The organism is Acinetobacter sp. 5862 (assembly GCF_024494585.1).
In the GTDB taxonomy this organism is placed as follows: Bacteria; Pseudomonadota; Gammaproteobacteria; order Pseudomonadales; family Moraxellaceae; genus Acinetobacter.
Genome location: NZ_JANHGP010000056.1, coordinates 1 through 14,254, shown reverse-complemented (window position 1 = coordinate 14,254; position 14,254 = coordinate 1). Strand labels below are relative to the sequence as shown.

At 38.5% G+C, this 14,254-nt stretch carries 15 protein-coding genes; 4 read left to right on the top strand and 11 right to left on the bottom strand.

Annotated elements, in window-relative coordinates; genetic code table 11:
* Positions 1-53: 53 nt before the first annotated feature.
* The 6 genes from NO346_RS11220 to rpoD form a co-directional block, all read right to left on the bottom strand.
* Positions 54-1,457 carry an APC family permease gene (locus NO346_RS11220; protein ID WP_171287520.1) on the bottom strand — a complete coding sequence of 468 codons (1,404 nt, stop codon included), beginning with the start codon at positions 1,455-1,457 and terminating at the stop codon, positions 54-56.
* A gap of 252 nt (positions 1,458-1,709) precedes the next feature.
* The gene (locus NO346_RS11215) at positions 1,710-2,894 is read right to left on the bottom strand and encodes an iron-containing alcohol dehydrogenase (RefSeq protein ID WP_005161786.1); all 1,185 of its coding nucleotides are present in this window, start codon (positions 2,892-2,894) and stop codon (positions 1,710-1,712) included.
* 1 nt (position 2,895) lies between these two features.
* Positions 2,896-3,429: a hypothetical protein gene (locus tag NO346_RS11210; protein WP_249570597.1), complete on the bottom strand. Its 534-nt coding sequence runs from the start codon at positions 3,427-3,429 to the stop codon at positions 2,896-2,898.
* A gap of 81 nt (positions 3,430-3,510) precedes the next feature.
* Positions 3,511-4,164 (bottom strand): lipoyl(octanoyl) transferase LipB, encoded by a 654-nt coding sequence (gene lipB / locus NO346_RS11205; RefSeq protein ID WP_256415207.1) that lies wholly within the window; start codon positions 4,162-4,164, stop codon positions 3,511-3,513.
* Positions 4,165-4,311: 147 nt separating this feature from the next.
* A complete protein-coding gene (locus NO346_RS11200; protein ID WP_004664473.1) occupies positions 4,312-4,599 on the bottom strand; it encodes a YbeD family protein in 288 nt (95 codons plus the stop codon).
* Positions 4,600-4,729: 130 nt separating this feature from the next.
* Positions 4,730-6,613 (bottom strand): RNA polymerase sigma factor RpoD, encoded by a 1,884-nt coding sequence (gene rpoD, locus NO346_RS11195; protein ID WP_256415206.1) that lies wholly within the window; start codon positions 6,611-6,613, stop codon positions 4,730-4,732.
* A gap of 351 nt (positions 6,614-6,964) precedes the next feature.
* On the opposite strand from rpoD, the gene NO346_RS11190 reads away from it, so the two are divergent.
* A complete protein-coding gene (locus tag NO346_RS11190) occupies positions 6,965-7,165 on the top strand; it encodes a PA3496 family putative envelope integrity protein (protein WP_004664469.1) in 201 nt (66 codons plus the stop codon).
* Positions 7,166-7,241: 76 nt separating this feature from the next.
* Positions 7,242-7,766 carry a YecA family protein gene (locus NO346_RS11185; RefSeq protein ID WP_005161776.1) on the top strand — a complete coding sequence of 175 codons (525 nt, stop codon included), beginning with the start codon at positions 7,242-7,244 and terminating at the stop codon, positions 7,764-7,766.
* 170 nt (positions 7,767-7,936) lie between these two features.
* On the opposite strand, the gene tmpT is transcribed toward NO346_RS11185, so the two are convergent.
* The 3 genes from tmpT to NO346_RS11170 all read right to left on the bottom strand — a co-directional run bounded on the left by tmpT (position 7,937) and on the right by NO346_RS11170 (position 10,319).
* The gene (gene tmpT / locus NO346_RS11180; protein WP_256415214.1) at positions 7,937-8,581 is read right to left on the bottom strand and encodes a thiopurine S-methyltransferase; all 645 of its coding nucleotides are present in this window, start codon (positions 8,579-8,581) and stop codon (positions 7,937-7,939) included.
* 47 nt (positions 8,582-8,628) lie between these two features.
* Positions 8,629-9,240 carry a DedA family protein gene (locus NO346_RS11175; RefSeq protein WP_256415205.1) on the bottom strand — a complete coding sequence of 204 codons (612 nt, stop codon included), beginning with the start codon at positions 9,238-9,240 and terminating at the stop codon, positions 8,629-8,631.
* Positions 9,241-9,386: 146 nt separating this feature from the next.
* Positions 9,387-10,319, bottom strand: coding sequence for a rhodanese-related sulfurtransferase (locus tag NO346_RS11170; RefSeq protein ID WP_256415204.1), 933 nt, complete (start codon positions 10,317-10,319; stop codon positions 9,387-9,389).
* Between the two features lie 109 nt (positions 10,320-10,428).
* On the opposite strand from NO346_RS11170, the gene NO346_RS11165 reads away from it, so the two are divergent.
* Entirely contained in the window at positions 10,429-10,920 is a 492-nt protein-coding gene (locus NO346_RS11165) for a DUF1289 domain-containing protein (protein ID WP_256415203.1), read from the top strand.
* Here the strand turns inward: NO346_RS11165 and NO346_RS11160 are convergent.
* Positions 10,917-11,573, bottom strand: coding sequence for a DUF2306 domain-containing protein (locus NO346_RS11160; protein ID WP_256415202.1), 657 nt, complete (start codon positions 11,571-11,573; stop codon positions 10,917-10,919). The two genes, NO346_RS11165 and NO346_RS11160, sit on opposite strands and share 4 nt — an antisense overlap.
* A 69-nt stretch (positions 11,574-11,642) precedes the next feature.
* On the opposite strand from NO346_RS11160, the gene NO346_RS11155 reads away from it, so the two are divergent.
* Complete coding sequence (locus NO346_RS11155; protein WP_256415201.1) at positions 11,643-12,308, top strand: YARHG domain-containing protein; 666 nt, start codon at positions 11,643-11,645, stop codon at positions 12,306-12,308.
* Between the two features lie 77 nt (positions 12,309-12,385).
* On the opposite strand, the gene gltA is transcribed toward NO346_RS11155, so the two are convergent.
* Entirely contained in the window at positions 12,386-13,660 is a 1,275-nt protein-coding gene (gene gltA / locus NO346_RS11150) for a citrate synthase (protein ID WP_005161757.1), read from the bottom strand.
* Positions 13,661-14,254 lie beyond the last annotated feature (594 nt).

The window sequence follows — 14,254 nt, the reverse complement described above, 5'->3', positions numbered from 1 at the left end:
GTTTTTGAGTTAATAAAAAGGCGCATTTAGCGCCTTTTTAGATTTAGATGATTTTATTCGTGTTCATTGTGTTGAGGTGCATTATATTTAAAGCCTTTGGTTTTATAGCCTAAATATAAAATACCAAACATTGCCCACCATAAACCATATTTTAATGCTGTATCTTCAATTTCTAGCCACATAGCGAAGACACTCAGGAAGCCACAAAGAGGAATGATGACAAAGTTTAAAATATCTTTGAAATTCTTTGTACGGCCATCACGTAATGCATAGCGAGAAATCACTGAGAGATTCACAAAAGTAAATGCAATCAAAGCACCAAAGCTGATCATTGAAATCACAACATCCAAACTCATAAAACCAGCACTTAATGCGACCAATCCTACAATGATAATATTATAAGATGGGGTATATGTTTTATGACTAATATGGCCGAAGATTTTCTTGTTGATGACGCCATCACGGCCCATTACATACATTAAACGTGATACGCCAGCATGAGCCGAAATACCAGATGCCATGACCGTCACAATCGCAAAGGCAAGCACATAGGACTGGAATAACGAACCACCCACCAGCAACAGGATGTCAGGTTGGGTTGCGGCGACGTCCTCAAAATAAGTTTTAGGATCATTCGGAAAGTAAATTTGCATAAAGTAGGTGCTGATAATAAAAATTACACCTGCGAATAATGCAGTCAAGAAAATCGCTTTTGGTAAGGTCTTTTCAGTATCTTTGGTTTCTTCTGCTAGAGAGCTTAGCGAGTCAAAACCTGTAAATGAAAAGCACAGTAAAGTCGCACCTGTAATTAATGCGCCAATAGAGGTTAGCTCATTCCAGAACGGTTGTAAGCTCCAAAGTTGATAGCGTGTTTCTGCAGTAATTGGACCTTCTGCGTTATACCCCATTTGTAGTTTGTTATAAACCAAATAGGTGAATACACCGATGACGATCAGTTGAACTAAAACAATCAAGCTATTAAAGTTTGCAACAAAACGAGCGCCACGCAGGTTGATGCCAGTCATAAAGGCAGTCAGGATAATCACCCAGACCCAGTGGTTTACATTTGGAAATAAGGCATCCAGATAGATTCCCGCCAAGATGATATTGACCATTGGTGATAGTAAATAATCGAGCCAAGAAGACCACCCCACCATAAAGCCAACATTTGGGTGGATTGATTTTTGAGCGTAAGTATAAGCCGATCCAGAAGATGGATAACGGCGAATCATGTGCCCATAGCTTAGCGATGTAAACAAAATCGCAATCAATGCCACAATGTAAGAGGTAGGAACGTGGTGATGACTTTCTTCTGATACCAGACCGAAAGTGTCAAACAAGGTCATCGGTTGAATATAAGCCAAACCAATAATGATAATGTGCCAGAGACCTAGCGTTTTTTGCAGTTTAGCTACCGATGGAGTCCCAGAAATATTTGTCAACGGCGTTATCCTCATAATCGTTGATCAAAGATCAGCTATGGTTTTAAGGGTCATTTGAGACAAAAATAACCCCTGCTACAAAAAAAGAAGTGCGCCAATTTATCGTAATTTATTATAAATTGTCAGTACTTTTATGCTTCTTTTAGCAATTTTTTTGCCAATTCGCCAAAGAAATAGATGAATAAAGATTCATTTAAAATGGCAAAGCCCCGATAACGAGATTATATCGGGGCTTTGAAAGTTAAATTATTTATTTAACTTAATGAATTACCATGCTTTTTGCAATATTGCACGAAGATCTTCTAAATTCGCTTCTTTTGGGTTGTAAATGATTGAACCATCATTTAAGGCTTTTTCAGCAACTTCGTCTAACTGCGCTTCTGTCACTTTACCCGTTTCACGTAAAGTACGTGGAAGTTTAGTAAGCGTGAATAAACGATCACGCATGGTTAAAATAGTTGCAATGGCTTTTTCTGCTCGCAGATGAGCAGGTGTCTGTGCATAAATATCTGCACCTGCAAGTGGAAGCAATAATTCACCAATCTTAGCACCATTGACTTCTTTGTTGTATTCAAGCACATATGGCAAGAATAAGTTCATGCAAAGACCATGGGGTAGGTGAGCCACCGCACCCAGAGCATGGCCAAGTGAGTGAACCAGACCAACCATTGAATTAGAGAATGCGATTCCCGCCATAGTTGATGCTTGAGCAAGCTCTAAACGACCTTGTGCATCACTTGGATTGTCTAAAACTTTGAATAAGTTTTCACTAATTTTCTTGATGCCAGCACTTGCATAAGCATCGCTTAAAGGATTCGCTGCTAAGCATGTATAAGCTTCAACACAGTGAGTGAGTGCATCCATACCTGTCATTGCGGTTAGGTGTGGTGGCAATGTTTGTGTCATGCGCGGATCAAGAATCGCTGCATGTGGCATGAGATAGTAAGAAGCAAATGCAAGTTTGACATTTTTTTGCGTATCAGAAACGACAGCAACCATAGTTGCTTCAGAACCTGTACCAGACGTTGTCGGAATCACGAAGAATGGTTTTAATGGTTTTGGTAGGTTATGCGCACCTGAGTATTGCAATAAATCATCGCCACCTTCTGAAACTAAAATATTAGTTGCTTTGGATGTATCAATAACCGAACCACCACCAATCGCAATAATCGCATCACATTTTTTTTCACGATACAGTTGTGCTGCTGCACGTACTACTTCCAAGCTTGAATCAGGTGGAACGTCATCAAAAATTGCACCAATTACAGCATCTGTTGTGCTAAAAGCAGCTTCAATTGGGCTGAGTAGACCATTTGCACGTACGCCTTTATCGGTAATGATCATTGGGCGTTTTGAACCAAGAGTCGCAAGTTCAAAAGGGATGTGCTCTAACGCAGCATTACCAGCAATTACCTTTACAGGACAAAAAAATTCGTAATAAGGCTTAGCCATGTTATGTGCTCCGTTTGAAATATGATTGTGCGACTTTGAGGTAGATATTTTTTGCGCCAGTGAATTTTTCTTTGAATGTTAATTCAGCTGGATAACGTTTCACAGCAAGTGAGGCAATTAATTTAGGTAGAATTAACGCTTCCATTTTATTTAAACAACGCACTAAGCGAATGGCACTTGAAACATCACCATCAGCAATCATACGGTCATTGGCAAATGCTTGAGCAGTACTTTCTTGGAAAGAAAATACCAGAAAAGCATGAGTTAAATGTTTGAAGGTAATTGTTAAATCAGGTTTGCCTTTATAGTTGGATAAAAGCTCTAATTGTTTTTCTTCGGTCACTCGTGCAATAAATGCAGGACCATTTGGGAAAACATTCATTGAAAGTATAAAGCCAACTGGAAATTTAGAGACTTCCTGTTGTACTTCGTCATCCACTTGGCTTGCCATTACTAAACCACGACCGACGACATCCATCATGAGTTTTACGTAGGCAAATTGCAAAGTGGGCTTCACTGCTTTGGTCGAAATCACTCGCGTATCCCTTGTTAAAATTATGCAAAAGCAAATTTAGAGTAATTACTCTAATTTATTTCTTTGGAATTTAAAAGTAGTTTATTCAGATTTGACTACAAGGTCATGAAAGAAATTCGTATTTTGTAAATAGCGAATAAAATCATGACAAAGTTGCTCAAAGCTTGGGTAATCTTCAAGCAAGTCTTGCAAGCGTACCATTTCTAAACCTGCGTATCCACAAGGATTAATGGTTTGAAAGCCTGTTAAATCACAATCAATATTTAAGGCTAAACCGTGGTAACTACGACCACGGCGAATTTTAAAACCTAAAGACCCGATTTTACGACCATCAACATAGACTCCTGGCGCATCAGGCTTAGCGTAAGCGCCAATATTGTATTGTTTCAGCAAGTCAATCATGGCTTGTTCAGCAAAGCTGACTAGAGTTCGAACATGCCATTTCAAACGGTTTAAATCTAATAGGAAATAGGCAACGAGTTGACCCTTACCATGCCAAGTGACCTGTCCTCCGCGATCACTATGGACAACTGGAAGGCTGCTGTGCGTAAGGATATGTTCAGCTTTGCCTGCTTGCCCTTGAGTCAAAACATCTTGATGTTGTAATAACCAAACTTCATCGGGTGTGGTTTCATCACGATTGGTTGTGAAGTCTTTCATTGCTTCAAAACGAGCTGTGTAGTCTTGTAGATCATTGAAACAACGAATGATTAAAGTAGGTTTTACAGAGCTCATTACAATAAAATTTCCTTTGCAGCTTTAAAGAGATAAGTGGTTGAATTATGTAATTATTTAAGTTGGATAAATAGGGGTGATCTAAAAGTCTTACGTTATTTTTTATTAAAAAAAATCCAAAACACCTGCGTATTTTGGATTTCTTATTTAAAGCGCTGTCTTAATTAAAGGGCAGGCTGCAAGATCAGCATATAGCGCATGAACTTGTTCTAACTCTTCAAAGCGTAATTGTGCGGTTAAAGAGTGGTATTTACCTGTACGTGAAGGTTGTACTTTTACTGTACCACCATCGAATTCAGGGAAGTGCTTCTGCAAAATATCAACAACAGCCACTCGAAGTTCATCCCCTGCATTACCAATCAATTTGATTGGATAGTCCATCGGGAAAACCCAAAGATGTTCTTGTAATTCACGAGAAGGAGTGCGGTCTAACATGAGCAACCTCTTTAATTTGAAACGCCCGCATCAGTGCAGGCGCTTATGATCTAATAACTAAATGGGGATGAAGTACTTAACTTCAAGTCATGAACGAGGGCTTTGACCATCGTTCAAACTTTCCCAATAATTAGTCATTTTCCAAGAATGAACGTAAATGTTCAGAGCGAGAAGGGTGGCGAAGTTTACGTAACGCTTTCGCTTCAATCTGACGGATACGTTCACGTGTTACGTCAAACTGTTTACCCACTTCTTCTAAAGTATGGTCGGTTGGCATATCGATACCAAAACGCATTTTTAAGACTTTAGCTTCACGTTCTGTTAAGTTTTCAAGCACTTCACGTGTCGCTTCTTTTAAACCTTCTGAGGTCGCAGCATCGACTGGAGATGTGATGTTCGAGTCCTCAATGAAGTCACCAAGATGCGAATCTTCATCATCACCGATCGGTGTTTCCATCGAAATCGGTTCTTTTGCGATTTTAAGTACTTTACGAACTTTAACCTCGTCCATTTCAAGACGCTCACCTAATTCTTCAGGTGTCGGTTCACGTCCCATTTCTTGAAGAAGTTGACGTGATACACGATTGATCTTGTTAATCGTTTCAATCATGTGGACTGGGATACGAATAGTACGCGCTTGATCGGCAATTGAACGAGTAATCGCCTGACGAATCCACCAAGTTGCATAAGTCGAGAATTTATAACCACGACGATATTCAAACTTGTCTACAGCCTTCATCAAACCGATGTTACCTTCTTGAATCAAATCAAGGAATTGTAAGCCACGGTTAGTGTATTTCTTCGCAATTGAAATAACCAAACGTAAGTTTGCTTCAACCATTTCTTTCTTGGCACGACGTGCTTTCGCTTCACCAACTGCCATACGTTTAGAGATATCTTTGATATCTTTTACGTTCAAACCAAGGTCTTTCTCAATATCGGCAATTTTCTGTTGGAATGCCAATACGTCAGGGCGCACTTTTTCTAAATGTGCTTTGGTTTCAGCAGGGGCTTTCGCGATTTGTTCATCTAACCAAGCTAGATTTGACTCTTGTTCAGGGAAGGTTGTACGGAATTGATTACGATCCATACGACCACGACGCACTGCATAACGCATGATTTCACGTTCGTTGGTACGAATTTGCTCATGTGTGCCACGAATCATTTCTGAAATGATGTCAAATAAACGTGGTGTGAATTTGAACATCATAAAGACAGCAGCTAAAGCTTCTAGTGCAGCTTTTGCTTCGTCACTATTGCGACCATGTTTTGCTACAATTGCTTTTGTATCATTCCAAGCAGCTTCTAGTTCAGAAAAACGAACTTTGGCGATTTCAGGATCTGGACCTGAATCACCTTCAGAATCATCATCACCTTCAGATTCTTCGTCTTCGTCATCATCGTCAAGTTTTACATCTTTCGTCGCAGGTGAAGCGCTTTCAGCTTCTTCAAGTTCTGCTTCTTCTTCCAGTACTTCTGGAATGTCATCATCAGTTTCTGGGTCTAAATAGCCAGAAAGAATATCGGCAAGACGACGCTCACCTGTTAAAAAGTCATTATATTCTTGTAAAACAACTTCAACAGCATTTGGCCAATAAGCAATTGAATGTAAAACGTCACGAATACCTTCTTCGATACGTTTTGCAATGCTAATTTCGCCTTCACGCGTTAAAAGTTCAACTGTCCCCATTTCACGCATGTACATACGTACAGGGTCAGTGGTACGACCAGGCTCGCTTTCAACCGATGCGAGTACGGCAGCAGCTTCTTCTTCAGCGACTTCGTCTGCAGCTTCAGTAGATTCACCAAACATGGTGTCATCAGTTTCTGGCGCACGTTCATGCACTGGAATACCAACGTCTTGAAGCATCTGGATGATGTCTTCAATCTGCTCACTTTCCGTAATTGAGTCTGGTAGATGATCGTTAACCTCAGCGTAAGTTAAGTAACCTTGTTCTTTGCCTCGGCTAATCAGAGCCGCTACTTGAGAAGTAGGGGAATGCATATCGCTCATCTTTGCTTACTCTTTTGTTGAATCTGTGGCGGTGAAAAACCGTGCATGATAGCACAATTCACGAGGAATGTTTTGGATTTGATCCGCTAGCTTTAAATAAAAAATAGGTTGGATTGAACTGTAGTTTCTTAGATATTGGGATGTGTCATAATTTTTCAAGCAGAGAATTCCTATTCAAGAATTTTTTCATTTGTACAATTGTTTGAATATAAATACACAAAAAAAACGATGAAAAAAAGTACAAAACACCATTTTATAGTAAAAAAAATCAAATAAAACTTGACAAGGTCTGATAAGACCGATAAATAGCGGCTAGACCCATTTATATTTTTTCATTTAGAGGTACTGTTAGTGTCTTCTACAGATTTCGAATTAGATGATGATAACTACGGTGAGGATGATGTTGGTTTTGATGAGTCATCAGGCAAAATCAGTGCCAAAGAATCATTAGAAAAGCGCCGTTTGATTGATGATCTACTCGCTCAACGCCGTTTAGAACGAGAATTAAAAGATTTCGATTATGATTTCGACGACGATGATTTGGATGACTAAAGTGAAGCAAAATTGCTAAGACTTTATGTTTGAAAATGTTATGCTGTTGCCGTGTATTTAAAATTTGGATTATAAAATGAGCACATTAGATTTAGACTTATTGAGTAATTTTCTTGACGGTGATCAAAATGAGCACGGTTTAGATTTTGCAGCGACTCATGGCTTTTTGTGTGCTATTGCGGTTGGTCCAAAATTTGATCGTTGGTTGGATGAGCTTTTTGAGAGTAATCAAAAGAAAGTTCCTAGTGAAATCATTGAACAAATCAAAGCTTGGTTAGAGTCTATTCGCCAAGATTTAGCCAATGAAAACGGAATTGAATTCCCTTTTGAAATTGAAGAAGCAGATGTTGATTCAAGTTTAGGTGATTGGAGCGTTGGTTTTGTTGATGCAATGTTCTTAAATGAAGAGGCATGGTTTGCTCCAGAGTTTGAAGAACAATTGGTTGATTTAACTTTACCAATTATGGTGTTTAGTGGCATTGATGAAGAAGATCCACAAATGGAATCTTTCCGCCGCAATGGTCAATTGATGGATGAATTAGCAGAAGAAATTCCTGATAATTTGAACGAAATTTATCTTATGTATCACACGCCAGCGTGATGCTAAATCTTATGTAGTTATAAAAGTAATGCATAATTTGACACCAAATTAAATATTAAACGTCCTTTAGAGGACGTTTTTTATATCTCGTTTGGGAGTTAATGTTTTTGTGATTGAGGAAGCATCAAGTGGAGATCACTATTCAATGCTTTTATATTTCTCTTCGCTATTTAATCTATTTGTGGTGATTTGCCCAGAGACCAAACATTTTCATAGGCGATTACTTTACCCTTAAGATTCTCTGTTATTGTTTCCAATAATTTAATTTGATAATGCGTTGCATAATGCTCAGTTAATTCATGTTCAGGAACGGAGAATGGTGGTCCTTTAAGTGAGTTTTGATCATATTCAAGGCTAATTAATAGCTGAGGTGCTTGTTTTGTAACGTCTAACAAATGTTGTGTGTATTGGCTTCGCATTTGCGGTGGAAGAGCGATTAGGGCAGCTCGATCATAAACAGCATCTACATCACCAAGTTGTTGTGCTGTTAACTGGAAAAAATCACCAACGAATAATTCAATTTGAGGATGTTGATAGTGAGTCAATTCACCTGATTGTGCCTCTTTAAAGCTCAATCCTAAATTTGAAATAAGATCTTGGATTGCAATAGGGCTAAGATCAATACCAACTATTTGATAACCCTGATTTATTAGCCAGCTTATATCTAAACTTTTACCACAAAGTGGAACAAAAATACGAGCATGAGGCTTTAAATCTAATGATCTAAAATATTGGGTGAGTAGGGCGTGAGGTTGGTCTTGATGAAAACCAATATTATTGTTTTGCCATTTGTCATGCCAAAAATCATGTTGCATTATTTGAACCTCGGTATCCATGTAAATAGAGTTGAAAATGTCATTTACTATTTTTTTGATAAATAGAATTTTTTGATTAAGAACCAAAGGGCGTATGCTATCGCAATAGCTAAAATAATAGTGCCAATACGCTGTGTAATAGCACTCATCAATGCTGGATTTTCACTAAAATGATAACCAACATAGGCAAGTAGGGTGGTCCAAAGGATTGTACCTGCAGCACTGTAAGCCATGAACTTACTAAAAGGCATTTTGCTCATACCTGCTGGGATACTAATTAAAGAGCGAACTGCAGGTACCATACGACCAAAAAAAACGATCCTATGCCCATATTTTTCAAACCAAGCCAATGATTTTTCAAGATCAGCAACACTAATACGTAGGTATTTTCCGTAGCGTTCGACAAGAGTAAAAAGGTGGTGTTGCGGAATTTTTCTACCAATCCAATACAGTAATGCTGCGGCTAGGAGTGAGCCGATACTACCAGCAATAATAACGCCAATTAAGCTCAAGTCTCCCTTAGAGGCGGTATAACCCGCAGAGGGCATAATGATTTCGGATGGAATTGGTGGGAAAATATTATCAAGAAACATTAAAAATGCGATACCCAAGTATCCTAGTTTCTCCATGATGGATAATACCCAGCCTTCCAGTCCCATAGCGCCTAAATGTGATTTGTGAGTTAGGGGTTAGAATAATGGTTGTCTAGATAACTCTCAATGATGTATTGGTTAATAATTTTGATGATTAAAATAAAAAAAGCCTTAGTTTGAGCTAAGGCTTTTTATTAAATTTTTATACTTATTTATAGGCGTTTGCGTTTTGCCGCTGCAATTTGTGACTGACGCATACGGAAGCCAGCTTTTTGTTTATCCGTAGTTTTATCAATACAGTAAACACAAGACACACCGTGTTCATAGCTTGGTAATTCAGCTTCAACCTTAGTAAGTGGCCATCCACAAGCGTGACACTTAATATTTTCACCTTCTTCAACGCCGTGAGTCACCGCAGTACGACCATCAAATACGAAGCATTCACCTTCCCACATACTTTCTTCGGCAGGGGTTTCTTCTAGATATTTTAAAATACCGCCTTTGAGATGATAAACTTCCTTAAAGCCTTCTTGAAGAAGGAGAGAAGTTGATTTCTCGCAACGAATACCGCCTGTACAGAACATCGCAATTTTTTTGTCTTTGTGCTGCTCAAGGTTTTGTTTTACATATTCAGGAAATTCACGGAATGTTTCCGTTTTAGGATCGATTGCACCCTTGAATGTACCAGCTTTGTATTCATAGTCATTACGAGTGTCGATCAGGATCACGTCATCACGGCTAATCAGCTCATTCCATCCCTTTGGATCAAGATAGTGGCCAACCAAATCACGTGGCTTAACGTCGACACCTAAAGTGACAATTTCATTTTTAAGTTTAATTTTCATTTTACGGAATGGTTTTTCAGAGCTTTCAGACTCTTTATATTCCATTGCATTGAAACCTTCGTTTAAAAGGAATTGATGAACGCTATCAATCGCGGCACGGTCGCCAGCAACAGTTCCATTAATTCCTTCAGACGCTACAATCAGAGTTCCACATAAATTGATGCTCTTCACTAAGTTCAAAAGACGTTGTTGCAGGTCTGCTGCATCTGAAACTTCTTTAAATTGATATAGTGCCGCAACAACCCAATTATTGGTCGCTTGCTGTTCTACAGGTGCAAGCTGTTCTACAGTAGCGTTCATGGATAACTCCAAATGTATTAAGATAGAAAAATGAGGCGCACATTTTAGCGCGAAATCTGAAAATAAGCGAGAAAGCCATAAAACAAATATGGTTTTAGAGGAGTTGGTTTTGAGTAACGATCGTCGAATTCCATCATTGACCCCCTGTGCAGGACGTTGCTCAACGGTATTTGGTGATCTGGTTTGTCGTGGTTGTCGACGTTTTAATCATGAAGTGATTCAGTGGAACACCTACACGTCTGAACAAAGACTCATGGTCTGGAAGCGTCTGGATGCACAACTGGACCAGATATTGGTGCCTTTGCTACCTCATGCGAATCTTCAACATATTGAAGGTTTTATTCACAGTAAACATATTCGTGTCTTAGAGACAGCAACGACAGGGCGGAAGTTGTATCATGCTTTGAAAATTTGCGAGAAGAATAAGCATTTGGCACTTGATAGTGGGCTTGGTATTACAGATTCACAGGTTAAACCCATTTGGGATGAGTTTGAGCGTCGTGTGTTGGCTTTGGCGAAAGCGAGTTATGAATTGGCATGGTTACGTGCTGATGGTATCAGTGCAACCTTGTTACGTGCCTTGGAAGATGATGATATCTAAAAAGCTTTTTTTCGAAAAGTTAGCCAATAAATAACCATTTCAGCAATTAATACATTGATCGTCCAGCCTAACCATGCTTCAAGCTGATAAATGTGGATTGGTGTAAGCCAATCCCAATAGGGTTGAATTTGGTAAAGTGCAAGTTTCCATGTTCTTAAGCTTAATGCAGATAATGCTAAAGCAAAACTTCGAATCATCCAGTTACGATGTGCAATCCATTTTTTTTGAAAAGCATAATAAAGTGCAAATAGGGTGCTTGTTCCCCATAATAATCCAAGAATCACAAAGCAAATTTGAGTACTTAGACCTCCATTTGCTGAGATTGCAAGAATGAAGCCGCTAGGCAAGGCGGCTCCAAGTGTTGCAATAATATAAAGCCAGCCCGCATAGCGATGTAAACGTGGTGTGTTGTTACGAATTGAATGTGAGAATTGGGTAAAACCCGCCAATAATACCAAGCTGCTAGTGATAACATGAGTTTGAAATGCAAAGCGCCAAGGCTGAGAGTGTACGACATCTTGCTTAAGAACTAAAAAATTGGTGCTATCCGACCAAGGGAAATAATTCAGGCAGATTTTAAGCATTAACCAAGATAGATAGCCGAAAACTAATATGATGATCAATTGAGAGAATCGGTTGAGTATTTTCCACATAAATATTGATCACTGATATGCTGTGTAAGCAAAATAATTTAAATAGTCTTTTTAGATGAGAACATTAAAATGAATAAGCCTAAACAATTATTAATTGCGATTGCTATTTTATCAAGCACTCCGCTGACTTTAGCACAGCCCGCTCAAATAGCACCTTCATGGACAGGGTTATATAACGATGAACAAAAAATTTCTTTGTTTATGCAGCAAAAAGGTAATGATGTTAATGGTTATAGTGTTTTGAATGGTAAGAAACTAAATTTTAAAGGGAAAATTAAGCAAACTAATTCAAATTATACATTAACCTTGAATGAGGTTGGGCAAGGTGTGGATGTTGGTCGATTCGTATTGAATTATAAGGGGAATACTTCACCGATTGAAGCGCAATGGTTGTCTGTAAGTCAAACGGTAAAACCTAATTTTTTTAGTTTAAATGCACAGCAATGTAAATATGCAAAAGGGCAAGGTGAATTTCCTGATGCTTCGGTGCGTTTGTTGAAAGATGCTGATTTACAAGTGCCTTTAGGGCAGTTGCAATATATGCGTAATGAAATTTATGCACGTCATGGTTATGCTTTTCAGAGCAAAAAATGGGCAACTACATTTTCGCAATATGATTGGTATATGCCTTGCTATACCAATGTGGATACACGTCTAACTCAAATTGAAAAAGAAAATGTAAAGCGTATTAAAATGGTCGAACCTTATGCAAAAGATATAGATTGGGGGCGTTGATTCATTTTGATGAATACTGTTTCTAATAAAAAAGCTGCCATTTGGCAGCTTTTTTAACATTAATTTTAAAAATAAAATTAACGTTTGATGTCGCGTTGAGTCGAGCCTGTGTAAAGCTGACGTGGACGACCGATCTTGTAAGGACCGCTGTGCATTTCTAACCAGTGGCTGATCCAACCAACAGTACGTGCAAGAGCGAAAATTACAGTAAACATTTCTGTTGGGATACCAATCGCTTTTAAGATGATACCTGAGTAGAAGTCTACGTTCGGGTAAAGCTTACGCTCTACGAAGTATGGGTCGTTCAATGCAATACGCTCAAGTTCCATAGCAAGCTGCAATTGTGGATCGTTGATGCCTAATGCTTCAAGAACTTCGTCACAAGTTTGCTTCATTACTTTAGCGCGAGGGTCAAAGTTTTTATAAACGCGGTGACCGAAGCCCATAAGCTTCACTTCTTTACGTTTTACTTTTTCCATGAATTCAGCAACGTTTTCAACGCTACCAATTTCATCTAACATTTTAAGTACAGCTTCGTTTGCACCACCGTGAGCAGGTCCCCAAAGTGCAGAGATACCAGCAGAGATACATGCATATGGGTTCGCACCAGTAGAACCAGCAAGACGAACTGTAGACGTAGATGCATTTTGCTCGTGGTCAGCATGAAGCGTAAAGATACGATCCATTGCACGTGCAAGAACAGGATTTACTTTGTAGTCACGATCAGCAGGAGTAGCAAACATCATGTGCAAGAAGTTTTCTGCATAACCTAAGTCATTACGTGGGTAAATGAATGGTTGACCTACAGTGTACTTGTAGCTCCACGCTGCAAGCGTAGGGATTTTCGCGATTAAGCGAATTGCAGTAATTTCACGATGGTTAACATCTTCGATGTCTAAACCGTTGTGATAAAACGCAGATAATGCACCTACTACACCAACCATGATTGCCATAGGGTGAGCATCACGACGGAAACCATTGAAGAAACGGCTTACTTGGTCATGAACCATAGTGTGGTTGCGAACTTTAGCATCAAATTCTGCTTTCTGTTCAGCATTTGGAAGCTCGCCATTTAATAATAAGTAGCAAGTTTCTAAATAGTCTGCTTGAGTCGCTAATTGATCAATCGGATAGCCACGGTGTAATAACACACCTTTGTCACCATCAATGAATGTGATCTTAGATTCGCAAGCAGCTGTCGCCATAAAACCAGGATCGAAAGTAAAATGACCAGATGCTAATACATCTTTAACGTCAATTACATCTGGGCCCAATGTGCCGCTGTAAATTGGTAATTCAATTTCTTTGCCATCAAGCTGTAATACGGCTTTTTTGCCAGTTGCTGCAGACATTCAATAGATCTCCTGTCCTGGTGAATGATTATCTGACTCGAAATCCTAATCTTGTCATGTGCGAATCAGACGGTGTCAAAATTTGCTATAAGATTAGTGGCTACTAAAATTTTGTCAATTATACTTAGGGATAAAAAATAACGTTATTGCAGTCAACTAGTCATTTAGTATCAAAGAAAAAATTGAGTAAAATCACAGCATCGGTCGAGTATAATATGTCAAATCAGGTTTGAGGTGCATAAAAAAAATGAAGCACCAGTACAATTGTAAGTAAATTTTTATCCGAGTTATATTTTGGTGCTTAAAAAATAAATACTTACCACAATTCAAAAGCCTATATATCTCAGGGTTTAGAATTAACTATCCATTAAAAAATAGATTAAAAGTTTTATATATTGAGTCATAATTGATTCATTATGGTGCGATTAACTGTATAAAAAATAGCTTATTTTTTGTGGCTAATTGGTGTGAGGAAACAGATTATTGATCCCTGATATTTAATATATAAATGAGGGGTATTATTTTCGCCTATATTTAAGATTGTATTTTTTGATTAATTTTTAGACATTAAGTGGAGTGTTATTGAAATATATT

Bases quoted from the DNA above. Each gene is read 5' to 3' on its own strand.
- NO346_RS11220 (WP_171287520.1), bottom strand. From the start codon at position 1,457: ATGAGGATAACGCCGTTGACAAATATTTCTGGGACTCCATCGGTAGCT.
- NO346_RS11215 (WP_005161786.1), bottom strand. From the start codon at position 2,894: ATGGCTAAGCCTTATTACGAATTTTTTTGTCCTGTAAAGGTAATTGCT.
- lipB (WP_256415207.1), bottom strand. From the start codon at position 4,164: ATGAGCTCTGTAAAACCTACTTTAATCATTCGTTGTTTCAATGATCTA.
- NO346_RS11200 (WP_004664473.1), bottom strand. From the start codon at position 4,599: ATGTTAGACCGCACTCCTTCTCGTGAATTACAAGAACATCTTTGGGTT.
- rpoD (WP_256415206.1), bottom strand. From the start codon at position 6,613: ATGAGCGATATGCATTCCCCTACTTCTCAAGTAGCGGCTCTGATTAGC.
- NO346_RS11185 (WP_005161776.1), top strand. From the start codon at position 7,242: ATGAGCACATTAGATTTAGACTTATTGAGTAATTTTCTTGACGGTGAT.
- tmpT (WP_256415214.1), bottom strand. From the start codon at position 8,581: ATGCAACATGATTTTTGGCATGACAAATGGCAAAACAATAATATTGGT.
- NO346_RS11175 (WP_256415205.1), bottom strand. From the start codon at position 9,240: ATGGGACTGGAAGGCTGGGTATTATCCATCATGGAGAAACTAGGATAC.
- NO346_RS11170 (WP_256415204.1), bottom strand. From the start codon at position 10,319: ATGAACGCTACTGTAGAACAGCTTGCACCTGTAGAACAGCAAGCGACC.
- NO346_RS11160 (WP_256415202.1), bottom strand. From the start codon at position 11,573: ATGTGGAAAATACTCAACCGATTCTCTCAATTGATCATCATATTAGTT.
- NO346_RS11155 (WP_256415201.1), top strand. From the start codon at position 11,643: ATGAATAAGCCTAAACAATTATTAATTGCGATTGCTATTTTATCAAGC.
- gltA (WP_005161757.1), bottom strand. From the start codon at position 13,660: ATGTCTGCAGCAACTGGCAAAAAAGCCGTATTACAGCTTGATGGCAAA.